22 protein-coding genes, 1 tRNA gene and 2 pseudogenes are annotated in these 21,765 nt (G+C 61.7%); 11 read left to right on the forward strand and 14 right to left on the reverse strand.

What is annotated here, in order from left to right; all coding sequences use genetic code 11:
* Positions 1-22: 22 nt before the first annotated feature.
* Positions 23-1,000, forward strand: a complete 978-nt coding sequence (locus ACP3TE_RS06955) for a hypothetical protein (protein WP_332486985.1) — start codon at positions 23-25, stop codon at positions 998-1,000.
* A 9-nt stretch (positions 1,001-1,009) separates the two neighbouring features.
* Here the strand turns inward: ACP3TE_RS06955 and ACP3TE_RS06960 are convergent, their stop codons facing one another.
* From ACP3TE_RS06960 to ACP3TE_RS07000, 9 genes are all read right to left on the reverse strand, one after another.
* Positions 1,010-1,729, reverse strand: a complete 720-nt coding sequence (locus ACP3TE_RS06960) for a glycerophosphodiester phosphodiesterase family protein (RefSeq protein WP_426735852.1) — start codon at positions 1,727-1,729, stop codon at positions 1,010-1,012.
* Positions 1,726-2,520, reverse strand: a complete 795-nt coding sequence (locus tag ACP3TE_RS06965; RefSeq protein ID WP_359189309.1) for an HAD family hydrolase — start codon at positions 2,518-2,520, stop codon at positions 1,726-1,728. Before ACP3TE_RS06965 ends, ACP3TE_RS06960 begins: the two co-directional genes overlap by 4 nt.
* On the reverse strand, positions 2,521-3,420 hold the full coding sequence (locus ACP3TE_RS06970; RefSeq protein ID WP_359189306.1) for a PfkB family carbohydrate kinase: 900 nt from the start codon (positions 3,418-3,420) through the stop codon (positions 2,521-2,523).
* A gap of 9 nt (positions 3,421-3,429) precedes the next feature.
* Positions 3,430-4,095 (reverse strand): alpha/beta hydrolase, encoded by a 666-nt coding sequence (locus tag ACP3TE_RS06975; protein WP_332503170.1) that lies wholly within the window; start codon positions 4,093-4,095, stop codon positions 3,430-3,432.
* A 14-nt stretch (positions 4,096-4,109) separates the two neighbouring features.
* A complete protein-coding gene (locus ACP3TE_RS06980; protein WP_105662190.1) occupies positions 4,110-4,898 on the reverse strand; it encodes an enoyl-CoA hydratase/isomerase family protein in 789 nt (262 codons plus the stop codon).
* Positions 4,899-4,940: 42 nt separating this feature from the next.
* Complete coding sequence (locus ACP3TE_RS06985; RefSeq protein ID WP_426735855.1) at positions 4,941-5,657, reverse strand: LysR substrate-binding domain-containing protein; 717 nt, start codon at positions 5,655-5,657, stop codon at positions 4,941-4,943.
* Positions 5,658-5,745: 88 nt separating this feature from the next.
* Positions 5,746-6,177, reverse strand: coding sequence for a universal stress protein (locus ACP3TE_RS06990; protein ID WP_038992696.1), 432 nt, complete (start codon positions 6,175-6,177; stop codon positions 5,746-5,748).
* A gap of 54 nt (positions 6,178-6,231) precedes the next feature.
* A complete protein-coding gene (locus tag ACP3TE_RS06995; RefSeq protein WP_332486974.1) occupies positions 6,232-6,930 on the reverse strand; it encodes a dienelactone hydrolase family protein in 699 nt (232 codons plus the stop codon).
* Positions 6,931-7,017: 87 nt separating this feature from the next.
* The gene (locus tag ACP3TE_RS07000) at positions 7,018-7,989 is read right to left on the reverse strand and encodes a nucleoside hydrolase (protein ID WP_332498245.1); all 972 of its coding nucleotides are present in this window, start codon (positions 7,987-7,989) and stop codon (positions 7,018-7,020) included.
* A gap of 150 nt (positions 7,990-8,139) precedes the next feature.
* Here ACP3TE_RS07000 and ACP3TE_RS07005 point away from each other — a divergent pair, with 150 nt between their 5' ends.
* Positions 8,140-9,189 (forward strand): LacI family DNA-binding transcriptional regulator, encoded by a 1,050-nt coding sequence (locus ACP3TE_RS07005; RefSeq protein WP_426735858.1) that lies wholly within the window; start codon positions 8,140-8,142, stop codon positions 9,187-9,189.
* Positions 9,190-9,192: 3 nt separating this feature from the next.
* Positions 9,193-9,360 (forward strand): hypothetical protein, encoded by a 168-nt coding sequence (locus tag ACP3TE_RS07010; RefSeq protein ID WP_166650740.1) that lies wholly within the window; start codon positions 9,193-9,195, stop codon positions 9,358-9,360.
* Here the strand turns inward: ACP3TE_RS07010 and ACP3TE_RS07015 are convergent.
* The gene (locus ACP3TE_RS07015) at positions 9,349-9,885 is read right to left on the reverse strand and encodes a YdeI/OmpD-associated family protein (protein WP_426735859.1); all 537 of its coding nucleotides are present in this window, start codon (positions 9,883-9,885) and stop codon (positions 9,349-9,351) included. The two genes, ACP3TE_RS07010 and ACP3TE_RS07015, sit on opposite strands and share 12 nt — an antisense overlap.
* 78 nt (positions 9,886-9,963) lie before the next feature.
* Here ACP3TE_RS07015 and ACP3TE_RS07020 point away from each other — a divergent pair, with 78 nt between their 5' ends.
* Positions 9,964-10,419, forward strand: a complete 456-nt coding sequence (locus tag ACP3TE_RS07020; RefSeq protein WP_133833747.1) for a DUF523 domain-containing protein — start codon at positions 9,964-9,966, stop codon at positions 10,417-10,419.
* 85 nt (positions 10,420-10,504) lie between these two features.
* Here the strand turns inward: ACP3TE_RS07020 and ACP3TE_RS07025 are convergent.
* Positions 10,505-10,588: transfer RNA gene (locus ACP3TE_RS07025), tRNA-Leu, on the reverse strand.
* Positions 10,589-10,871: 283 nt separating this feature from the next.
* Between ACP3TE_RS07025 and ACP3TE_RS07030 the strand changes: the two genes are divergently transcribed.
* The 7 genes and pseudogenes from ACP3TE_RS07030 (at position 10,872) to pknB (ending at position 20,135) form a co-directional block, all read left to right on the forward strand.
* Positions 10,872-11,687, forward strand: a complete 816-nt coding sequence (locus ACP3TE_RS07030) for an FhaA domain-containing protein (RefSeq protein ID WP_181148929.1) — start codon at positions 10,872-10,874, stop codon at positions 11,685-11,687.
* Complete coding sequence (locus ACP3TE_RS07035) at positions 11,684-12,163, forward strand: FHA domain-containing protein FhaB/FipA (protein WP_105658670.1); 480 nt, start codon at positions 11,684-11,686, stop codon at positions 12,161-12,163. Before ACP3TE_RS07030 ends, ACP3TE_RS07035 begins: the two co-directional genes overlap by 4 nt.
* A gap of 3 nt (positions 12,164-12,166) precedes the next feature.
* The gene (locus ACP3TE_RS07040) at positions 12,167-13,561 is read left to right on the forward strand and encodes a PP2C family protein-serine/threonine phosphatase (RefSeq protein WP_105658671.1); all 1,395 of its coding nucleotides are present in this window, start codon (positions 12,167-12,169) and stop codon (positions 13,559-13,561) included.
* Positions 13,558-14,956: pseudogene (locus tag ACP3TE_RS07045) on the forward strand (FtsW/RodA/SpoVE family cell cycle protein). The gene ACP3TE_RS07040 and the pseudogene ACP3TE_RS07045 overlap by 4 nt, the downstream one beginning before the upstream one ends.
* A complete protein-coding gene (locus ACP3TE_RS07050) occupies positions 14,953-16,413 on the forward strand; it encodes a peptidoglycan D,D-transpeptidase FtsI family protein (protein WP_105658673.1) in 1,461 nt (486 codons plus the stop codon). Before ACP3TE_RS07045 ends, ACP3TE_RS07050 begins: the two are co-directional and overlap by 4 nt.
* A pseudogene (locus tag ACP3TE_RS07055) lies at positions 16,410-18,219 on the forward strand (protein kinase domain-containing protein). Before ACP3TE_RS07050 ends, ACP3TE_RS07055 begins: the two are co-directional and overlap by 4 nt.
* Complete coding sequence (pknB, locus tag ACP3TE_RS07060; RefSeq protein ID WP_105662198.1) at positions 18,216-20,135, forward strand: Stk1 family PASTA domain-containing Ser/Thr kinase; 1,920 nt, start codon at positions 18,216-18,218, stop codon at positions 20,133-20,135. The pseudogene ACP3TE_RS07055 and the gene pknB overlap by 4 nt, the downstream one beginning before the upstream one ends.
* Positions 20,136-20,144: 9 nt before the next feature.
* On the opposite strand, the gene ACP3TE_RS07065 is transcribed toward pknB, so the two are convergent.
* Genes ACP3TE_RS07065 through ACP3TE_RS07075 form a run of 3 tightly spaced genes read right to left on the reverse strand, consistent with a single transcriptional unit; the run spans position 20,145 to position 21,738 of the window.
* Complete coding sequence (locus ACP3TE_RS07065) at positions 20,145-20,789, reverse strand: anthranilate synthase component II (RefSeq protein ID WP_105658676.1); 645 nt, start codon at positions 20,787-20,789, stop codon at positions 20,145-20,147.
* A complete protein-coding gene (locus tag ACP3TE_RS07070; protein ID WP_013347422.1) occupies positions 20,786-20,956 on the reverse strand; it encodes a hypothetical protein in 171 nt (56 codons plus the stop codon). Before ACP3TE_RS07070 ends, ACP3TE_RS07065 begins: the two co-directional genes overlap by 4 nt.
* An 8-nt stretch (positions 20,957-20,964) precedes the next feature.
* The gene (locus ACP3TE_RS07075) at positions 20,965-21,738 is read right to left on the reverse strand and encodes a class E sortase (RefSeq protein ID WP_105658677.1); all 774 of its coding nucleotides are present in this window, start codon (positions 21,736-21,738) and stop codon (positions 20,965-20,967) included.
* Between the last annotated feature and the right edge of the window lie 27 nt (positions 21,739-21,765).

A 21,765-nucleotide genomic window follows, 5' to 3' on the forward strand; every position in this document is an offset into this window, starting at 1 on the left:
TTCGACATACTACGATAAGAATGTGGCTCAGTGGATAGATGTATGGAATAGCGAAGACTGGCGTGAGGCAACCGCCGAGTGGATCGATGCTGCGTGCGAGGCATATGGCATTCAGCGCACCGCAGGACCGGATTTTTGGCCCGCAGATTTGCACCAGATCCAGGCGGCGGTTCAGACCGGTGCCGCAGATCTGATCTTCAGCGCCAACGCTCCGGGGCTGGCTTCGGAACCAGCGACCACGGTCGCTGCCGGCCAGCTGCTGCCCGATCGCGTGGTGATGCCGCTGGCTATCGACCGGATCGCCGGCTACATGCTCAGCCCGGATTTCGGGCACACCCTGGCGGATCTGGGCGATTCGGTGGAGAACTGGGAGCTGGCCATGGCCTCGCTCGGTTCCTTCCAGGTCGCGCTGATGGGCCACGAGGAAGAATTCTTTGATTCCGGGGTCACCGTGGTGGACCCGCAGTTCCTGCCCGAGCAGTACGAGCAGGCGCTGATGATGCATGTGTCCCTGGACCCGGCACACCCGCTGTACCTGGAGGGATCCATGGCGGACAAGATGGTTTCTCATCTCGATGAGTTGAGGAGGGCCACCGCTGCCCTTCATGCCGGTGCGGTGCCGTTGAGCATCGAGCACGGCAACTTCGATCTGTCGCAGGTGGTGGTTCCTGCCGAGGCCGGAGACCACGGCCGCATCCTGAATCTGTCCTCCGCGCACTGGGCTCACCCCTTCTCATCCCTGAACACGCCGCTGGCCGCCATGTGCGAAGCGTGGGATTGCGATACCGGTGATGAGCGCGTGATGAAGGTGCTTTTCGCGTACCTGGACCAGTTCTCTGCCTACGGCTCAGCAGATGAGCTGTACGACCTGATTAATCCAGCCTGCCTGGTTGCGCCGCTGTCGCAGCACGAGACCTGGTTGCGCCTGCTCCTGGATGCCAGCGACGAGCAACTGCAGGAGCACGCCGAGACCGTTTTGGGAACCCTGGATATCTCCTAGGGCCGCAGTTCAAGAGCCCAGAACCCTGGCCAGCAAGGCCGCGTCATCGCTCATGATGGCGTCGGCCTTGCGCTCCATCAGCAGCCGCATGGTCGGCTCGTCGTTGATGACCCAGACATGCACCTGGGCGCCGGCTCGGTGGACCGCCTTGATGAATCGACGGGTCGCTACCGGCAGCATGCCCTGGTTCAGCGGCACCTGGACCGCCCAGAAGCCTGCCAGCAGCCGCTTGGGAACCCAGCCCAGCAGGTGGGCGCACAGCCAGATGGCGACAATTTCCCGTTGACCCGGCGAGCGCCGTATCGGAGCGGAAAGCAGGTGGCCGACCGCGGCGCTGCGTGCCGTGGAGAAGGACGCGAGGGCAATTTGCCGATGGGCTTTCCTGCGCTCGATGAGCTCGGCCAGCGGGCCGACCACGTGCTCGTCCTTGACGTCCAGGTTCAGTGTGGCGTGCGGGAACGCATCGAGCAGTGCATCAAGCGTGCACAGCGGTTCCCCTCCGGCCCGCACCATTGCCAGCTGCTCGTCGGTGAAGTCGTTGAAATTCCCGCTCGCGTCGGTCACCCGGTCCAGGCTCTGGTCATGGAACAGGTAGACCGTGCCGTTGGCTGAGGCGTGCACATCCGATTCCAGATGGGTGATGCCCAGGTCTGCGGCGCGCTGGAAGGCTGCCAGCGTGTTTTCCTCGTTGCCCGTGCGTACGCCGCGGTGCGAAAAGGCGTAGGTCATTTCAGCAGGCCTTCAATGACCTGGGCTACCCCGTCATCGGCCAGCGAGGGTGCACGGAAGCGGGCGGAGGCCAGCGCCATGGGGTGTCCGGAGGACATCGCGTAGCCGTGGCCGGCGTATTCGAGCATTTCGATGTCGTTGGGCATGTCGCCGAAGGCCATCACTTCAGCTGCGGCAATTCCCAGGCGCTGGCAGTATTCATGCAGCGTGGTGGCCTTGTGGATATCCACATGCGCCATTTCCAATAGGGAAACGTCGAAGGCGGAGTGGGTCACCGATACCAGTTCTGCCAGCTGCGGCTCAACCGAGGAATAGAACTTGTCTATCGGCAGGTGCTGGGAGCGGGCAAGGAATTTCACGATGCCCTCGGAATCAATTGACTTGCTAGTCAGATCCAGGACTGCCTGCACCCCGAAGTTGTGGTGGCGGTCGGCAAAGCCTTCACCCAGGTGCAGCCCCTTGGTGGTCTCGGCAGCGAAGGACGCGCGCGGTTCCAGCTCCAGGATGATTTCGCTCGCCCGCCGCGCGGTAGCCGCGCTGAGCGTGCGCGACCAGATCACTTCGTCTTGTTCCAGGTCGTAGAGCACCGCGCCATTGGAGCAGATGACCGTGCCCATCCCGCCGAAGGCTTCAATGATCGGGCTCAGCCAGCGGAAGGGGCGTCCGGTGACAAAGACGATCTGGATGCCAGCGTCGCGGGCTTGGATGAAGGCACGTTGGGTGCGTTCGGAGATGGTGCCGTCCTTGGCGACAATGGTGCCGTCGAGGTCCGAGGCGATCAGCTTGATCATCTACAGCTCCTCGCGGCGTGGCGGGTTCGCCCCGGCACGCTGCACGGTCACCGCGGCGGCCAGGGCCGCGAATTCCAGGGCTCGCGAAAGCTCCGCAATCTGCAGCTGGTTCAGCTTTTCGCGGTTGGCCGCGCCAATCAGTCCATGTTCGGCCAGCCAGCACAGCAGCGCGGCGGTGAAGGTATCGCCGGCACCCACGGTATCGGTGACTTCCACCGACGGCGCAGTGAATTCGGCGTCGCCGGCGCGAACGACGCCCCAGGACCCGCGCGAGCCTGCGGTGGACACCACGATCGCCGGACCCATGTCCAGCCAGGCACGGGCCGAGTCCTGGACCGAGCGCATCGGGTACAGCCACTTCAGGTCGATGCCGGAGACCCGCACCACGTCGGCCTGGCCGACGAATCGCTCGACCTCGGCCACGGTCTGCGAATGGTTGGTGACCAGCGACGGGCGCAGGTTCGGGTCGTAGCTGATGGTGGCATGGGTGCGCGCGGCCGAAAGCAGCGGCAGCAGTTCTCCGGGGCTGAACAGGGTGGCGATGGAGCCGGTGTGCACCAGCTCGGCATCCTGGGCCAGCTCCGGCCCGATGGTCGGCATCTGCCAGTAGGCGTTGAACGCGAAGGCCGCGCCGCCGGCCGGGTCGAGGATGCCATGGGCAATGACGGTGGCCTGGTCATCGGCTCCGCCCAGGTATGCCACGTTGTTGTCCTTGAGGTAATCCTCGATCTTGCGGCCCTTGTCATCGGCGCCCCAGCGGGAAATCAAGGTTCCCGGGTACCCCAGGCGGGAGAGCGCAACCGCGACGTTCAACGGGCTGCCGCCAACGAACTCCTGGGCTGGGGCAATGCCGGAGGCCAGGACGTCAACGAGGGCCTCGCCGATCACGGTCGGGTTCATGCTGCTCCTTCAGTAGTGCAGTGGGGACAGGGCACGCACGCAGGCAGCCCATTGGCTGCTGTGCGGATCGATCCAGGTGTAGTGGTCGCCCGCGAACAGCGAGAAGCTGTGCTCCTGTCCGAGCGCAGCCGCTTTCTGGGCTGCGATACGGGCAATTCTTACCGGAACATCGCCATCGTCCCGTCCATGAAAGATTACGACACGGGCATGCATTGGCCATAATTCCACCGGATTGCAGGCGCCCAATGGCGCGCCTGCGAGCATCTCGTCCACTGCGCTGCCGCTGAGCTTCAGGCGCTGCGCCGTTTCAAGGTCCAGGACCCCGGCCTGGCTGATCACCTGGGAGACCCGTGCATCATGGGCGGCCAGCACGCAGGCCAATTGCGCTCCGGCTGAATGGCCGATCAGCGTGATCGGCCCTTCTTCCTTGACCAGGCCCAGCGCGAGCCGGGCATCGGCCAGCATTTTCGCCGCGCTGCCCGGCCCACGCCGGTATTCGAGGTTGTAGGCAGGGATCCCGCGGGCGGCGAGATCCTCTGCCAGGGGCACGCCGAGGCTAGCGGTGTACTTTTCACGCCAGTATCCGCCGTGGATGATCATCACCGCTCCGCGAGCGGTGGTGCGTTCCGGCTCGTAGAACTGGACCTGCTGGTCCGGGTGCGCCCCGTAGTGCATGGTCGGCGCCCCGGCTAGTTGCCCGGGAAGACCGCGGCGCGCTTTTCGACGAAGGCGGCACGGCCTTCCACCGAGTCGGCGGTTCCGAAGGCCTGCTGGAAGGACTGTGCTTCAACCAGCAGGGCGTCATGGGTGTTCAGCGCGTCCATGTCCACCATCGCGGCCTTGGCATTGCCAACGGCCGTCGGTGCCACCTTCGCGATCTCCTCGATGGTGGCCACGGCCTGGTCAATCAGTTCCCCGGCCGGGACAACGCGGTTGGCCAGGCCAATGCGCAATGCTTCCTCGGACTTGATGCGGCGGCCGGTGAAAACCAATTCACGGGCCATCGCGTTGCCGACACGTCGCGGCAGGCGCACCATGCCGCCAAAGCCGGGCACCAGCCCGAGGTTGACCTCCGGCTGCCCAAAGCTGGCCGTCTCGGAAGCGTAGATGAAATCGCAAGCCAGGGCGAGTTCGCAGCCGCCGCCCAGGGCGAAGCCGTTGACTGCGGCGATCACTGGAACCTGCAGCTTCTCCAGGCGTTCGGTGACCGCGTGCATCTGGCGCCCGTAGGCCAGCGCCGCCGCCGGGTCCATTTCGCGCAGCTGCACGATATTGGCGCCGGCGACAAAGGACTTCTCGCCGGCACCGGTGAGGATCACGCCGCGGTATTCATAGCCGGTGGCCTCGAACCAGTCCAGGAAGGCTTCAAGGTCGTTGACGACCTCTTTTGCCAGCGCGTTCAGCGACTTCGGCTGGTTGACGGTCAGGATGAGGGCCGAGCCCTGGGTGCTCAGGCTGAGGGTATCGAATTGCTTCATACCCCTAACTCTCTCACGTAACGCGCGTCACGTATTGGATTGTCAGCGGTGCTTGCGTGGCTTTGCCTTGGCACCCTGCGGCTTCTTGGATGAGCTCTTGGCCTGCTGTTTTGCCTTGGCTTGGGCTTTCGCCTTGGCCTTCTTCTGCTCATTGACGCGCTTGGCCTTCTGCTCCTGGTTGCGCACCGAACTCTGGCGCGAGGAGCTGGCGGTACGTCCGCGCACAATGCCGATGAATTCTTCGAGCAAGGCGGTGTCTTCGGTGGCGGTAGGCCAGGCGATGCCCACCTGGGTTGGCGAACCGTCGTCAATGAAGCGCACCACCACGTCCTTGCGGGCGAAGAGCCGGGCAATGGACTGCGTGGTGCGCAGCACCTGGGCTCCGGAAGCGACAACTTCCATCGCTACCGGAATGCCGCCCACGGATTCCGGGTAGTCGGCCAAGTCGAGTTGCGGGAAGGACTCTACGGTCTCCAGCGGAACGGATTCTTCGAAGTACTCCACGTCGTGGTCTTTGCCCGCGCAGACCACTTCGAGTTCCTCGTAAAGCGGGATGACGTGGCGCGTTGCGTCCTTGGGCGAGTCGCCGCGATAGCGCACGAATACTGCGTCAGCCTCGCCATTGGCCAGCAGATCCAGGATTTCCCCCTCATCCAGGCGCCGGGCTTTCAGCTCGATGGCAGGATAGCGTTCCTGGAAGCGGTCCATCCATTTGCCGGGGGTGACGCCGGTTGCGTAGGCGATTCGAAGTTTCTGCACGGGTTAAGCCTACGCTCTGCCGGGTTAAATGGCGCAGGCGGGCACCGGTGAACCGGTGCCCGCCTGCGTCCGCGCAAGCCGGGGAGGCCTACTTGTCGGTCTTGACGACCAGAACGTCGCATGGTGCCGAGTGGGCCACCGAGGAAGCTACCGAACCGAGCACGCGGCCCAGGCCCTTCATGCCCACGTTGCCGACAACGATCATCGAAGCCTTGCGGTCCTCGGCGTCGGAGATCAGCACGTCACCTGGCTTGCCGTGGCCGGCAGCAGCGGTGATCTTGACGCCTGGCACAGCGTTCTTCACGTCGTTGGCTACGCGCTGGGCCAGCTTGCGGGCCTGCTCTGCGTCATCCAGGATCCAGGTATCGGAACCGATGGAAACGACCTCGGTGTTATCCGAAGCGTGAGCGGTGATGACCACCAGGTCAGCGTCGAGCTTGACGGCGAGTTCTGCAGCGCGGCGGGCTGCGCGCTGTGCGGTTTCGGAACCGTCTACGCCTACGATGATGGTTTCAGACATATTGTTCTCCTTATATGAGTGATGCATTAAGTGATGGGTAACACTTTATGGCCTTCAGGCCACTTTAGCCTGCAAAAAGTCCACGGCGCGCTGCCATGCGATGGCAGCCTGTTCGGGATCGTAGTTGCCGGCAGGGTTCTCGTCGTTGTGGAATGCGTGATCGGCGTCGTAGTAGAAGTACTGGACTTCCGCGCCTGATTCCTGGCGAATCTGCTCTTCCTGAGCCTTCGCCTGAGCCGGCGAGTACATCTGGTCCAGGTTCGCGTAGTGGCCCTGGATGGCCGCGCGGACTCCGGAAAAATCGTTGGGCACACCCTGGCCGACGCCATAGAAAGGCACGGCCGCGGCAATTTTCCCGCCTTGCTGGGCAGCCATCTGCAGCACGAAACCGCCACCCATGCAGAAGCCGATGACGCCCAGCTTCTCGCTGGTGACGTGCTCATTGGACAGCAGGTAGTCCACGGCACCGCTCAATAGCTGGGCCCCGGCGGCTTCCGGGAGCTGGGACATCATCTGCCCGGCTTCTTCACCGTCGTGGGTGATCCAACCGCCATAGAGGTCAGGAGCCAGAGCCACGAAGCCCTGCGCGGCCAGCCGGTCGGCGACGTCGCGGATATGGTCGGTCAGACCCCACCATTCCTGGATCACGATGACCCCAGGGCCCTTGCCGGACTCCGGCAAGGCGAGATAGCCATGCGCTTGCGCGCCTGAAGAAGGGAAAGTCACGTTCTGGTGCGGGGTTTTGTCCGCCATGGTGCCTCCTGCTCTGCGTGTGACTCCAGTTTATGCAGGTCTGGACGCCATTGGCATTGACCTGCCCCACATTGCGCCAAAGTTGTTCTATTTTCCGAGCGTGGCCTCGCCGATACGTTCCAGCGCATCGACCACCAGATTCCAGAAGCCTTCGTGGTCCAGGTCCACCGCCACGGAAGTATTGCAGTCGGCGGAAGCCGGCGCGCGGAAGTCCGTGACGGTCATTCCCAAGGTCAGCTCGCCACGCAGCTCAACGCTGACCGGGGCCTTGACAGTGCGCACGATATCCGGGTCGATCACGTAGGCCACAGCGCATGGGTCATGCACTGGCGGTGCATCGAAGCCCTGGTGGTCTCGATAGGCCCGGGCGAAGAAGTCCATCAGCTCGCGCACGAAGGTCGATGGGCCGGTGCCGATCTTCTCTATGCGTTCAACCACCTCGGAGGTGGCCAACGCCTGGTGGGTCAGGTCCAATCCGACCATCACCACCGGCCAGGCCTCGTTGAAGACGATGTGCGCAGCTTCAGGATCGATCTTGATATTGAATTCTGCCACCGCCGACCAGTTGCCGGTGTGGTAGCCGCCGCCCATCAGCACCACTTCGCGCACGCGTTCAACGATGCGCGGTTCCTTCCGGGCCGCCAAGGCGATATTGGTCAATGCGCCGGTGGGCACCAAGGTGATTTCACCGGGTTCATGGCTCATCACCAGGTCGATGATGACGTCCACGGCGTGGCGCCCATCGAGTTCGATGCCCGGCTCCGGCTGGGCCGGCCCGTCCATCCCGGAAACCCCGTGGACGTCTCCCGCGGTTTCCACTTCGCGCACCAGCGGACGGGCGCAGCCGGCCGCGAAGGGAATGCCGGTAATGCCGGCGATGGTACCCACGGCCAGCGCGTTGGCAGTGACCTTATCCAGGGTCTGGTTGCCGGCCACGGTGGTCACGGCCAGCAGGTCGATCTTGGGATTGCCATGGGCAAGAATCATTGCCACGGCGTCATCATGACCCGGGTCGCAGTCCAAAATGATCTTGCGCGGGGCATTGCTGTCCTGGGTCATGGCTTCTTCCTTCGCTCTGCCAGCTGGTGGCCGGTAGCTAAGTCGTGGGGGCGGATAGGCATCCTTTGATAATTCTTTCGCGTCCCCATGCTATCGTCAAGCGCTTAACGCAAAGCTGTCGCGTGTCACAACTCCGACTACGATGGAGCCATGAAGAATGGTGAGAAGTCCGGCAACTCGCGCGCTCCACGCCGCGTGACCGCAGCGATGGTAGCCGAACACGCCGGCGTTTCCACCGCAACGGTCTCTCTTGTTGCCAACGGGAAGTCCGCAGGCCGGGTCTCGGCCGCGAATGAGCAGCGCGTGCGTGAATCAATTCGCGAACTGGGCTACTTCGTCGACAGCATCGGCAGCTCGCTGGCCAAGGGCGTCAGCTCACTGGTGGTCCTGGTGGCCCCGGATATCTCCAACCCCTTCTTTGCCAAGGTGATCGCTGGCGTGCGCTCGGTATTGGCTAGCGACTACCAGCTCCTGCTCTCGGTCACGGATGCCGGCGTCTCCCCCAGCGCCAGCGAAACAAGGAAGATCATGGGCCTCCGTCCGGCCGGGCTGCTGGTCCATGCCCCAAGCCAGGATTTCCTCGAGGAAATTTCGAGCAACCTCCCGCTGGTGGCCCTGGATGCCCCGGGCATCGATCCATCGATTCCTGCCGTGAATATGGATGTCGCCCAAGGAGCGCGGGAAGTCGTAGCCCATTTCGCTGCGCAGGGACACACCAATGCCGCCTACCTGGATGCCAGCACCGGCACCGAGACCCTGGCAGTGCGCCGAGAGGCCTTCCTAGCGGCGTCAAGGGAGTACGGCATCGAAGTCCTGCCAACTTCTGTTGCCAGCTCGATGATCGACGTCACTGCGGCTTCAGCAGCCTTTGGCCAGCATTGGCCCAAGTGGCATGAATCGGGCGTGACCGCACTGGGCTGCGCAACCGATAACCACGCTTTCGGCGTGCTGCATGCTTCGCGCCTGCTTGGTATCCGCATTCCGCAGCAGCTTGCGGTGGCCGGATTCGACGACCTTCCCTACTCGGCGACGTCCAGCCCTTCCATCACTTCCGTGCAGCTCAACGCCCAGGAAGGCGGGCGCCAGGCCGCATTGAAGCTGCGCGCGCTGCTCGATGGAAAAACCCCTGACCCACTGCAGACAATGCTGCCCAGTTCGTTGATTGTCCGCGGATCGACGCTGGGCAACAAAGGAGACTAGCCGGTGAACATGCATAAATGGCCTGCCAAGGTCACTGCCGCCATCGCCCTGCTGATTGCTTTGGGCCTGATCGTCATGTCCAGCGGAGTGCTGGGCCTCATTACCGGCCCGGCAACCCCACCGGGCACCGGCATCGAATCCGCCGCGCGCAGCTGGGTGCTACTGGATTAGCTTTCCGCTCTTCGAAACTTCGGGATCGGTGCATGAGGACAAATCAAAGCAGCACGGCCGGCGCTTGCCATCACGCAGCTTGGAAATACTGGCCTCCACTCGGCGTTCGCGCGTGGAAGGGTTCTTGGTCGCACCGATCCAGCGTACCCATTCCCAGCGGGCCATGGCAGTGAGCCCTGCCCACAACTCATCCAGATCCCCAGCCTCGCCCAGGGCACTGGCCAGGTCTTGCGGAATCCCTGTTTCCGGCCAGGTTCTAGCGACCCGGGCGGTCAATTCCACTTGATCCCCCGCCTCGGCCAACAGCTGGGGCGCGCCCTGTCCATCGAGGGCCAACCAGTGGCCTCGGCGCCCGTCGGGATCTATTACGACCACGTGGCCTTCATGCGCCTGGAGAAGTTCCACCGCAACCTGTCCGCGGCTTGGCAACTTGTCGCTGGATTCCTGGTCGAGCCTGATTATCTTCCGATCGATGACCAGATCTGCAGTTCCATTCAGTTCGAATATCTCATTGGATACCGCCATGGGAATCCCCCTTCTCCGTTGTCCAAGGGCAGTCTATGGCACGGCGGCATTGCGCTTCCACGTGGCTAGACTGCTGTTATGACCCAACCTCCGCTGCTCGTTAGTTCCTGCCTGGCCGGCATCCCTTGCCGCTACAACGGCAAGGCGAAGGCAAACCCTGCCATCGTCGAGGCCGTGGCACGAGGAGAAGCCGTTGCGGCCTGCGCTGAGGAATTGGGCGAGCTCCCTACTCCGCGCCCGCCAGCGGAGATTGTCGGTGGCGATGGCCACGACGTGCTGGAAGGCCGGGCCTGCGTGATCGACATCAACGGCGAGGACATCAGCGGGCAGTTCATAGCTGGTGCCCAGAAGGTTTCGGATCTAGTCCAGCACCAGGGAATCACCGAGGCGATCCTGCAGGATCGCAGCCCCTCGTGCGGCTGCGGCACCATCTACGATGGCTCGCACACCGGAAAACTCGTTGCAGGCGATGGCGTACTGGCCGCCCTGCTCAAGCGCCGGGGCGTCAATGTCAGCGCGCCACCGGCAAACTGACACACCCTGCAAGATAACGATTCAGTTGCTCTTTTAAACAAAAAAATAACCCTCGATCCGAAGATCAAGGGTTATTTTCCATTTGTGCGCGAGGGGGGACTTGAACCCCCACGACCTTGCGATCACTGGCACCTGAAGCCAGCGCGTCTACCAATTCCGCCACTCGCGCATATTCTGTTTTCGTTGCCATCGTTCTTTGCAACAAGAAATAGCTTACACACTCATTTTCCGTTCACCTAATCGAAACCCTGATTTGTGGTTAGGGACACATGGGAAACCTTTTTGGGGCATTTATCGTTGATATTGACGCACTTGAGCCGCTCAAGGATTTTTCGGCATTTGCACAGCTGAAAACAGTAAGATCGAATATGAAGTTCTGTGTTCACAGCTTGGACGGCGTGAATGCAGGCTCGCAATAACCAGCCATGGACCCTAAGGAAGGAGCACGAATAATGGGCTTTCTCGACAATGTCGAACGCGGCTTAGAGAAGGTCGTCACTAGCTTCTTTCGTGGCACCAGCACCGCAGATCTCAAGCCAGTCGAACTGACTACCGCGCTACGCAATGACATGGACCGCGGAATCATGCCAATCAGCGAGGGCCGCAGCCTTGCAGCCAATGACTTCGTTGTCTCGCTGAGCACCAAGGACTACAACACCGCGCAGGGTTGGGGGCGGGGCGTCGTCAACGAAATGGCAAAGGTCACCGCTGAGCATGCGGCAGCCCAGGACTACTCGGTCCACGGCGACATCACGATCCATTTTGTTTCCAAGGACGATTTCAAGCCCGGAGAAATGGAGATTGCCAGCTCGGTCAAGGAGTCCAGCTCGCGCCCAGCAGCCTCGGCTCCGGTAAAAGAGCGAGCAGCAGCGCCCGCAGCGCCATCCGCCACCCCGCCGACAACCGCACAGCCACGTCCATCGGTCCGTCCGATTGCAGAGATCCCCAAGAAGCCCATGCAGAAGCAGGCAATTCTTGAGGTCGCTGGACAGCGCTACGCCCTGCATCACCACTCCATCGTGCTGGGCCGTTCGGCCAGCACCGATATTCCCGTGGATGATTCCGGCGTTTCCCGCCAGCATGTGCGCGTCGAAACCCGTGGCAAAACCAGTTTCGTCGTCACCGATCTGGGTTCAACCAATGGAACCTACGTGGACGGCAAGAAGATTTCGGAAGAAACCCGTATATTTGACGGTTCGATCATTACTATCGGACAGACAAAAATCGTCTTTCGGCTGATTACCTCGAACAACGGAGGCCGCGCGTGAACGACCTGGTTCTAAGCTTGTTCCGATTGGGCTTTTTGGTCCTCATCTGGCTGCTCGTATTAAGCGTTGTCGGATCGATGCGCCGCGACTTGGCCATCGGATCGCGGGCACGCACCGGCAAGCCCAGCGCTCGGGAACTGAAGAAGAATCCAGAGCTGGCGGAACCAGAAGTGCCTGCGCGCAAGGCCGCCACGTCATTGGAAGTTGTTGAGGGCCCACTGGCCGGCAGCAGCATTCCCCTCCGCGGCCAACCGATCATGTTCGGGCGAGCTCAGGATGCCACCGTCGTTCTCGATGATGACTACGCTTCGGGACGCCATGCCCGCCTGTTCCCGCAGGGATCGCGCTGGTTCATTGAAGATCTCGGCTCAACTAACGGCACCTTCGTGGGTGACAACCAGCTCTCACGCGCCCAGGCAGTGGAGCCCGGCCAGCGAATCCGCATCGGAAAGACTGTCCTGGAATTGAAGCCCTAGCCTATGGCCCTCAAACTAAAATTTGCTGCGAAATCCGACGTGGGGCGGGTTCGCAAGAAGAATGACGACTCCGCCTACGCCGGCGCGTACCTCGCGGTGCTTGCCGATGGCATGGGCGGACACGTCGGCGGTGACGTGGCGTCAGCCTCCACCGTGCTTGATTTGGTGCATCTGGACCACGATGGCACCGCAGATCCGCAAAATGCCCTGCCGGATGAGATCCAGGCCGCCAATTTGGTGCTGAATGAACTCGTCGGCGCCAACCCGAAGCTTTCGGGGATGGGTACCACCGTCACTTCCCTGCTGCTCTCGGGAAGTACCCTGCACATGGCGCACATCGGCGACTCCCGCGCCTACCGCTTGAAGCACGGGGTCTTCGAGCAGATCAGCAAGGACCATACCTTCGTGCAGCGACTGGTCGACGAAGGCCGCATCAAGCCGGCCGAGGCCGAGGTCCACCCGCATAAGAACGTGCTCTTGCGCGTGCTGGGCGACTCGGATGCCTCCCCGGAACTCGATGTCGACCAATTCGAGGCAGAACCCGGCGAACGCTGGATGCTGTGCTCTGACGGACTCACCGACGCGGTGCCGGTTCCGGTAATCGAGCAGATCATCCGCACTACCGCCGATATGGATGAAGCGGTCAACGACCTGGTTGCCATCACCTTGAAGAATGGTGCGCCGGATAACGTCACCGTGGTGATGTTCGAGGTTGTCGAAAACGCTGTCGTCGAAGGCGAAGCGCCCGCCGAACCAGAACCCGCACCGGATACCGGCCAGCTCACCATTGCCGCCGAAGGCGATGTCGAAGCCAGCGCTTCGCTGCTCCGCCATGAGATTTCCCAGCGTCCCCACCTGCTGGTGGGCGCCGCCCAGCTTGCGACGCAAACCGGCCAGATCCCGGTGGTGACCCAGCACACCGGCGAACGCCGTGCAGCTGCCTTGCTGACCCACCGTTCCCCGGCGGCCGGCGAGGTGCTGGATCCACTGGATGCTCCGGTGCAGCAGCGCCGTTGGATGATGCCGATCCTGCTGACCTTGACGGCTTTCTTCGTCATTGCCCTGGGCGTCTGGGGCTACATGTGGACCCAGACCCAGTACTTTGTTGGCACTGTCGATGGAAAGGTCGCAATCTACAAGGGCGTTCCCCAGGAGCTCGGACCGATTTCGCTCTCCGAGGTCGACACAGTCAGCAAGGTGCCGCTCGAAGCCCTGCCGGAGTATTCACGCCACCGCGTTGAATCGACCATCTCGGCAGAGAACCAGCAGCATGCCCAGATGATCATCCAGGAACTCCTGGTCACCGCGAAGCAGAACTGCCCGGTCACCGTTCCCGGATCCTCGGATTCCGCCAACCAGCTCGAACTGCCCGCCTACTGCCAGGAGATAATGCAATGACCGAAGTGCAAACCGCACCGGTGCCTCGGCGCAATCTTCGAGCTGCTGCTGGTGCTGCTGGCCCTCTGCGTGGGCGGTGCCGCGTTCTATCTGGTGGGCAGCTCCACCGAGGATGTCGACAACACCGACTTCTACGTGCAGATGGGCATCCTGGCGGCACTATCCCTGACGGTTCATGTGCTGCTGCGCATCTTCGCCAAATATGCCGATCCAGTAATACTTCCGATTACGATTGCGTTGAACTCCCTTGGCTTAGCCATGATTCACCGCATTGACCTGGCTAAAGGAACGTCCCAGTCGGCGCGCCAGCTGCTCTGGACTGCCATTGCCATCGTCATTGCTTCGGTCGTTCTCTGGGCAATCAAGGACCACCGCCTGCTGCGTCGGTTTACCTATATCGCCCTGCTGCTATCGGTCGTATTGCTCCTGCTTCCGTTGATTCCCAAACTGGGTGTCACGATCAACGGTGCCCGCATTTGGATCCGCATGGGCATGTTCTCGCTGCAGCCAGGCGAACTCGCGAAGATCACCTTGTCGATCTTCTTCGCCGGTTATCTCTCGTCGAACCGCGACTTGATCCTGATGGCTGGCCGCAAGTTCGGACCGCTGCAGCTGCCCCGCCTGCGGGATATGGCTCCGATGGTTATCGCTTGGCTGCTCTCCATCGGCGTGCTCGTGGTGCAGCGAGACCTCGGTTCCGCGATCCTCTTCTTCGGCCTGTTCATCGTGATGATCTACGTGGCAACCGCGCGTATTTCCTGGGTGCTCATCGGTGCCTTGATGGTTGTCGCCGGAGGCATCGTCGCGGGCCTGACCATGGGCCACGTGACCCGCCGCCTGGACGTCTGGCTCAACGCCTTTGACCCTGCGATCTACCAGGCCAAGGGTGGCAGCATGCAGATCGTAGAAGGCTTATTCGGCATGGCTGACGGTGGCTTGTTCGGCACCGGCCTGGGCGCGGGTTCCCCCTACCGTGTTCCGCTGGCCAACTCCGACATGATCATTGCCTCCTTCGGCGAAGAAATTGGCCTGATCGGCGTGGCCGCGATCATCCTGCTCTACATGCTGCTGGTCTCCCGTGGCTTGCGGGCCGCCTTGGGCTCGGCCGATACCTTCGGCAAGCTACTGGCTGCAGGCCTGTCCTTCACCCTGGGCCTGCAATGCATCGTGATCATCGGAGGCGTCACCCGGCTGATCCCGCTGACCGGCCTGGCAACGCCATTTATGGCCGCCGGCGGCTCATCGCTGCTGGCGAACTGGATCATCATCGCGTTGCTGCTCCTGATCTCCCACAACTCGCGCCGCCCGAAGACTGGCGGCGTAGGACCAACCGATGAATTTGCAAGTGCCAGCACGGCCCTTACCTCCAGCACCAAGGCGGTGACGAAAAAGTGAATCATGCAATCAAGCGCGTTTGGGTTGCGCTAACCGTCCTGTTCGTCATCTGCCTGGGTGGACTGAGCTACATCCAGTTCTTCGACGCCAAGCCGCTCTCGGAGAATGCGCTGAACAAGCGCGAACTCTACCGCGAGTTCGACCTGCCCCGCGGCGCGATCCTGGTCGACGGCAAGCCGATTGCCGAATCCGTTCCGACCGATGATGGCCAGTTCGAATTCCAGCGTGTTTACCACGACGCGAAAACCTACGCCCACCTGACTGGCTACTATTCGCTCGCGAATGGCACCACCCAGCTCGAATCGCAGCTGAACGACTGGCTGACCGGCACGAGCTCGGATCTGCTCTTTGACCGCTTGTCGGCCATGTTCACCGGTACCCGTTCCGAAGGCGCCTCGGTTGAGCTGACCATTGACGGGCAGTTGCAGAAGACTGCCTTCGAAGCGATTCCTGACGACTTGAAGGCCACGATCATCGTGACCAATCCGAAGACCGGTGACATCCTGGCGATGGCTTCCAAGCCAAGCTACAACACCAACCTGCTGGCGGTGCACTCGACCTCCCAGGCGGCCCAGAACCTGAAGGACATCAGCAACACCGACGGCTTGAGCCCCTACCGGAACCCGGCCATCAGCAACCCGGTGACCCCAGGTTCCTCGTTCAAGATCCTCAGCACCGTTGCGGCCCTGGAATCAGGCAAGTTCGATATGGAAACCCCCATCGACAATCCGGTGTCGGTGAATTATCCGCATTCGACTAGGCAGATGAACAACTTCAGTGAGGGCATCTGCGCGCGCGATACCCGGGCAAAGCTCGAGTTCATCTTTGCCCAGAGCTGCAACACCCCGTTCATGGAAATCAGCCAAACCGTCGGGAAGGATGCCTTCACCGAGGTTGCCGAACGCTTCGGCTACGGGCAGCAGCTGAGCATCCCGCAGAATGTTGTTCCAAGCGAGTTCCCTTCTGCTGAGGCCAATGAAGCGCAGATGGCGCAGATGGCAATCGGCGAATGGGAAAACAAGGCTACTCCGCTGCAGATGAACATGGCCGCCATGGCCATCGCCAATGACGGCGTGATCATGAAGCCGAATTTGATCGGCAAGGTCATCGCGCCGGATCTTCGAGTTATCGAGGACCCGAAGCCGGAGAAGTTCTCCACGGCCACCACCCCGGAAGTTGCCGAACAGCTCACCGAGCTGATGGAAGGCCCGGTTGTGAGCGGTACGGCCATGAATGCCCGCGTTCCCGGCGTGGATTTCCGAGCCAAGACCGGCACCTCGCAGCGACCGTCAGAGAACGGAGTCCGCATGGTGAACTCCTGGATGACCGGTTTCGCACCGGCCGATGATCCGCAGGTTGCCATCACGGTCAATATTCAAGACGTAGATTACAACACCGGCCACAACACGGCAGGTGCACTTATGAAGACGATGTTAGAGGCGGTGTTCAACAAGTGAGGCCAGTAACCGGCACCACCTTGGGCGGTCGTTACAAGCTGACCGACCGCATTGCGATCGGTGGCATGGGCGAAGTTTGGAAGGCACGAGACCAGGTCCTAGGACGTCTGGTAGCGATCAAGATCCTCAAAGAGGAATACACCGATAATGAGAGCTTCCTGACGCGTTTCCGCGTGGAAGCACGCCACACCGCGCTGCTGAACCACCCTGGCATCGCTGGCGTCTTCGACTACGGCGAGGAACAGGGCTCCGCCTATCTGGTGATGGAACTGGTTCCCGGCCCGCCGCTGTCCACCATTATCGAGCGCGAGCGCAAGCTCGACGTGGACCTGTACGCTCTCGCTGATCGCGCAGACCGCCCGCGCGCTGGCAGCAGCCCACGAGCACGGCCTGGTGCACCGCGATGTGAAGCCGGGTAACATCCTGGTGATGCCTTCGGGCGTCGTGAAGATCACCGACTTCGGCATTGCCCGGCTTGCTGACCAGGTTCCGCTGACCGCCACCGGGCAGGTAATGGGAACCGCCCAGTACTTGGCCCCGGAACAGGCCACCGGGCAGATCGCCACCGGCAGCTCTGACATCTACGCCTTGGGCGTGATCGGCTACGAGTGCCTGGCAGGACGCCGCCCGTTCACCGGCGAATCGCAGATCGCCATCGCCCTGGCACAGGTCAACGATGCTCCCCCGGCGCTGCCGGACACCATCCCGGCACCGGTACGCCAGCTGATCATGTCGATGCTGGCCAAGAACCCGTCGGATCGCCCGAAGGACGCAACGGCGCTGGCGAAGGCCGCCGATGCACTGCGCTCCGGTGATACCAATACCGCGACCTTGGCCGTTCCCGGCATGCTGGCCACCGGTATCGCCACCGACGCAACTCAAGTGGTCAACATGGGTAACGACGCCACCCAGGTGGTGCCGCGTGCTGATTCCGCGCCGACAATGACCAATGCGATGCCAACCGTGGTGGAACCTGCCGGCGCTACCAGCGGTTTCTCCGGGTCCAGTGCCGCAGCCGGCGGATTCGATGACGAGGACGTGGATACCCAGGATCCGGCTGGCGAGGCCGGGGCCAAACGCAGCCCTTGGCTGGTCCCGCTGATCGTGATCATCGCGCTGGCCGCCGTGATTGCCTTGCTGGCGTGGCTGATCCCTGCCATGAGCAGCGACAAGGACAATCAGCCGACGGCTTCGGTCACGCAGAGCACCGATGTTTCCCAATCCCCTTCTCCGACCGAGGAATCCACCGATCCTTCGGAAGAAACCACCGAAGCATCGGAGACCTCCGAGTCCTCTTCCCCGACCCCGAGTGAAACCGTGACCTACGTAGAGGTTCCGGCCTCGCTGGTGGGCCAGGATATCGACACCGTGACGGCAGAGCTTGAGGGCAAGGGCCTCGTCGTTGACGCGACCCCGCAGGAAACCAATGAGTACGACCCACGCGAAGTCATTTCGCTGAACCCGACCGGCAGCGTCGAAAAGGGCGAAACCATTTCGATTACCTACGCCATGGCTCCCGAAACCGTTGGCGTTCCTTCGGTAACCGGCATGGGCTACGAAGCTGCGCAGAAGCGCATCCAGGACGCTGGGCTGGCCGTGGCCAAGGGCGAGGAACGCCATGACTCTTCGGTCGCTGGCACGGTGCTTGCGCAGGACGTTCCAGCCGGCAGCGAAGTAGAGCCGGGCACCACGGTGACCCTGGATATTTCCATGGGCCCAGAAGAACCCGAAGCATCCGAGTCCGCTACCCCGTCGGCATCTGAATCCCCAGAAGCTGCAGAGCCGGACCAAAGCGAAGCGCCATGAGTGAAGTCGAAGCCTTGCCCCCCGGCTTGCCACGGTTGATCAACGATCGCTACGAGATCGAATCGCTGGTAGGCCGCGGCGGCATGGCGGATGTCTATCTTGCCACCGACCATGTGCTTTCGCGCAAGGTCGCGGTCAAGGTGCTGCGCCCGGATACCGCAAGCAACCCCATGGTGGTCAATCGATTCCGCCGTGAAGCCAAGGCCGTCGCGGGCCTGAGCCATCCGAATATCGTTGCCGTCTACGACACCGGCGAGCTGCCTGCTACCGATCATAGCCGTGAGCGCTTGCCCTTCATGGTCATGGAATACGTGACCGGCCGGACTCTGAAGCAGGTGATCGCTTCGGGCGATGTCGACGCTTCCTTCGCTGTGCACGTCACCCGCGGCGTATGCAATGCCCTGGATCATTCGCACAATAACAATGTCGTCCACCGCGACATCAAGCCGGCCAACGTGATGGTGACCGATGCCGGCCACGTGAAGCTGATGGACTTCGGCATAGCCCGTGCCTTGGACACATCGGCGACAATGACGCAGACCGCCGCTGTGGTGGGAACCGCCCAGTACTTCTCTCCTGAGCAGGCACGCGGCGAACAGGTCGATTTCCGTTCGGATATCTACTCTGTTGGCTGCCTGTTCTACGAGCTGATGACCCAGCGCCCCCCGTTCACCGGTGATTCGCCGGTTTCGGTCGCGTACCAGCACGTTGGCGAGATTCCGTCAGCGCCCAGCGAGGTCAAGCACGACGTTGACCCGATCTTCGACCCGATCGTTTCCAAGGTTCTGTCCAAGGAACGCGATGACCGTTTCCAGAGCGCAGGCGCTTTCGCGGCTGCGTTGGAAGATGCACTGAACGGCATTGAATTCCATGATGACGAACCGGCACCATCAACCTACACCTTGCCGATATACGGCATGCACGGCGAGACTGAAACCGGGTTCATCGCGCAGTCAGCGCCAGGCACCAGCCAGCACCCGGTCTTCGTCGAAGATGAGGCTCCCGAGGCCCCTGCACGGCACAAGTCCAACCGCGGCCTGATCATCCTGCTGACCATCATTGCCCTGATCGCTGTGGGTATCGCCAGTTTCCTGGTGATCCGCTCGATCCAGGCCGAGGCTGAAAAGCGTGCCCCAGTTGCTGTGCCCAAGGTCCTGGAGATGTCCGAAGACGACGCACGTGAATTGCTGCGCGATTCCACCTTCCAGGTGCGTGTAGAGCGGGAATTCAGTGATGAAGTAGAGCAGGGCAAGGCGACCCGAACCGACCCGGCAGAAGGGTCCATGGTTTCCAAGGAATCCACGGTTGCGCTGTTCATTTCCGATGGTTCGGAACAGCGCACGATTCCCAAGGATCTGGCGAACCAGTCCGAGACGGCTGCCCGCGATGCCCTGCGTGAAGCTGGCCTCGAAGTGGGTGAAGTCAGCCGGGAGAACTCTGCAACCATTCCAACCGACTGGGTTATTGGCACCAGCCCGGAGCTGGGCTCCAAGGTGAAGGCCGGCAGCGAAGTCGACCTGATCCTTTCTACCGGCATGGTGACCGTTCCGGTCGTTACCGAGATGAGCCGTGAGGAAGCTGAAGAGAAGCTCTCTGCGGACGACATCGGGTTGGAAGTTCAGTTCGATGAGGTGGCAACCGACGACTACCCTGAGGGAACCTTGTTCAAGCAGTCCCCCGAGGCCTCCGAGGACGTGGCTCAGGGAAGCCTGGTGAAGATTTCTGTGGCCAAGGCTCCGCCGGCACCAGAACCAAGTGAAGAACCATCGCCCAGCGAGACCGAATCTCCAGATTCAGAAGAATCCGATGATCCGTCCGACAGTGCTTCGCCTACCAGTGACGCTCCGGCTCCTTCCAATGGGAACGGCCCGCCAGATCGGACTAACCCGCCACGGGAAAACGGGCGCGACCGATAGGCTGCTAGGCTACTCTCCGCTGAAGAGCGGGCTCAGGGTCGTGGCCTTCTTGGCTGCCCCCTGAAGTCCTACGAATTCCAGCCAATTGCCCAGCATCTGGTATCCCTGCTCGGTCAGCACCGACTCTGGGTGGTACTGCAGGCCCCATAGTGGTGCTTCCCGGTGCGCCAGCCCCATGATGACTCCCCCGGCGGTAGCAGCGATGATTTCAAGCTCAGCAGGGATGCTCTCGCGTACGGCTGCCAGGGAGTGGTAGCGCGTTGCGGTGAAGGGGTTGGCTACCTGGTTGAAGACCGGGTGGTTTTCGTGGCTCACCAGCGAGGTCTTGCCGTGCATTAGTTCTTCGGCGTGCGTGACCGTGCCGCCATAGGCTTCAGCGAGCGCCTGATGCCCAAGGCAGACACCGAGCATTGGCTTGCGCTGCTGCCCGCACCACTTGATCAGATCGATGCTGACACCCGCTCCTGCAGGCTCGCCCGGGCCCGGGGAGATCAGCACACCGTCGTATTCCGCAGCCAACTTGGTTGCTTCCCCAACGCTCAAATCGTCGTTGCGGTATACGGTGGTTTCCGCGCCCAGCTCCTGCAGGTAACCCACGAGGGTGTACACAAAGCTGTCGTAATTATCGATCACGAGGATCCTGGTGCTGCTCACGGGGTGCTCTGGCCAATCGTTGAATCGGTGAATGGGCTGATGTACTGGTTCAGCCATGGGAAAACGTACATCATCAGTAATAGCACGATCGCGGCAATGAGAATCAATGCTTCAAAAATACGAAGCCACAAAGGGCCGGGCAGATTTCTAAATATCCAGGCGTACATCTCTTCTCCTAGCTCGTTGCGTCGATGACCATGTCACGGATTTCCTTCGGCGGACCTGCATCCAGAGGACGCCAATCGGTGAGTTCCGAATACGCGATCATGCGTTGCTGGGTCGAGTACTTCGGATGGCAGGTGGTCATGGTCAAGATGGACTTCGTTGGTTCCACTCCCCACTGGTGCGGGGTAGGCAACAGGACATCGCCATTGGATGGAGCCACAATCTCGGTGGCGTACCAGGTGTAGGTGTAATACCCCTGTGCAGTCTGCAGATAGATCTTGTCGCCGTCTTGCAGCTTGTCAATATCCCAGAAGACCTGGCCATGGGTCTGGCGGTGGGCCGCTACGGCGAAGTTGCCCAGCTCCCCCGGTTGCTGCGTGGTCGGGTAATAGCCAATGCCGAGGTTATCGATCACGTGGTCTTCCACTCCGTAGGTCACCGGGTGGTGCGATCCGCTAGCGCCAAAGCGCGGGAAATACATGATCCCGAAAGTTTCTCCGGGAGCCAATTCCGTGACCGGAGCCGGACCGTAGTCCTTCTCCTCTTCCTCCTCGTTGCCTTCCGGCACCACGACCTCGCCAAGTTCTTGCACGAGGTTTGCGGTGACTTCCTTCTGGGCCTGGGCCGAGTCGATATTCGTCCACCACAGTTCCCACACCACGTAGAGCATCAGCAAGATGCCAAGGGTGATCAGCAGTTCGCCAAAGAATCCGGCAATACGGTTTCCTGCCGACGGTCGTCGGTGCTGCATGCGACGTCCCTGCGCAGTGGCTGATCGGTTCACGGCGGTCTGGCTCCTTAAGGGAAAGAA

The organism is Glutamicibacter sp. 2E12 (assembly GCF_050030965.1).
Taxonomy (GTDB): Bacteria; Actinomycetota; Actinomycetes; order Actinomycetales; family Micrococcaceae; genus Glutamicibacter.

What these genes read in the sequence shown, in the direction of transcription:
- ACP3TE_RS06960 (WP_426735852.1), bottom strand. Translation starts at nt 1,729, where the DNA reads ATGACCTACGCCTTTTCGCACCGCGGCGTACGCACGGGCAACGAGGAA.
- ACP3TE_RS06965 (WP_359189309.1), bottom strand. Translation starts at nt 2,520, where the DNA reads ATGATCAAGCTGATCGCCTCGGACCTCGACGGCACCATTGTCGCCAAG.
- ACP3TE_RS06970 (WP_359189306.1), bottom strand. Translation starts at nt 3,420, where the DNA reads ATGAACCCGACCGTGATCGGCGAGGCCCTCGTTGACGTCCTGGCCTCC.
- ACP3TE_RS06975 (WP_332503170.1), bottom strand. Translation starts at nt 4,095, where the DNA reads ATGCACTACGGGGCGCACCCGGACCAGCAGGTCCAGTTCTACGAGCCG.
- ACP3TE_RS06980 (WP_105662190.1), bottom strand. Translation starts at nt 4,898, where the DNA reads ATGAAGCAATTCGATACCCTCAGCCTGAGCACCCAGGGCTCGGCCCTC.
- ACP3TE_RS06990 (WP_038992696.1), bottom strand. Translation starts at nt 6,177, where the DNA reads ATGTCTGAAACCATCATCGTAGGCGTAGACGGTTCCGAAACCGCACAG.
- ACP3TE_RS06995 (WP_332486974.1), bottom strand. Translation starts at nt 6,930, where the DNA reads ATGGCGGACAAAACCCCGCACCAGAACGTGACTTTCCCTTCTTCAGGC.
- ACP3TE_RS07000 (WP_332498245.1), bottom strand. Translation starts at nt 7,989, where the DNA reads ATGACCCAGGACAGCAATGCCCCGCGCAAGATCATTTTGGACTGCGAC.
- ACP3TE_RS07005 (WP_426735858.1), top strand. Translation starts at nt 8,140, where the DNA reads ATGAAGAATGGTGAGAAGTCCGGCAACTCGCGCGCTCCACGCCGCGTG.
- ACP3TE_RS07015 (WP_426735859.1), bottom strand. Translation starts at nt 9,885, where the DNA reads ATGGCGGTATCCAATGAGATATTCGAACTGAATGGAACTGCAGATCTG.
- ACP3TE_RS07020 (WP_133833747.1), top strand. Translation starts at nt 9,964, where the DNA reads ATGACCCAACCTCCGCTGCTCGTTAGTTCCTGCCTGGCCGGCATCCCT.
- ACP3TE_RS07030 (WP_181148929.1), top strand. Translation starts at nt 10,872, where the DNA reads ATGGGCTTTCTCGACAATGTCGAACGCGGCTTAGAGAAGGTCGTCACT.
- ACP3TE_RS07040 (WP_105658671.1), top strand. Translation starts at nt 12,167, where the DNA reads ATGGCCCTCAAACTAAAATTTGCTGCGAAATCCGACGTGGGGCGGGTT.
- pknB (WP_105662198.1), top strand. Translation starts at nt 18,216, where the DNA reads ATGAGTGAAGTCGAAGCCTTGCCCCCCGGCTTGCCACGGTTGATCAAC.
- ACP3TE_RS07070 (WP_013347422.1), bottom strand. Translation starts at nt 20,956, where the DNA reads ATGTACGCCTGGATATTTAGAAATCTGCCCGGCCCTTTGTGGCTTCGT.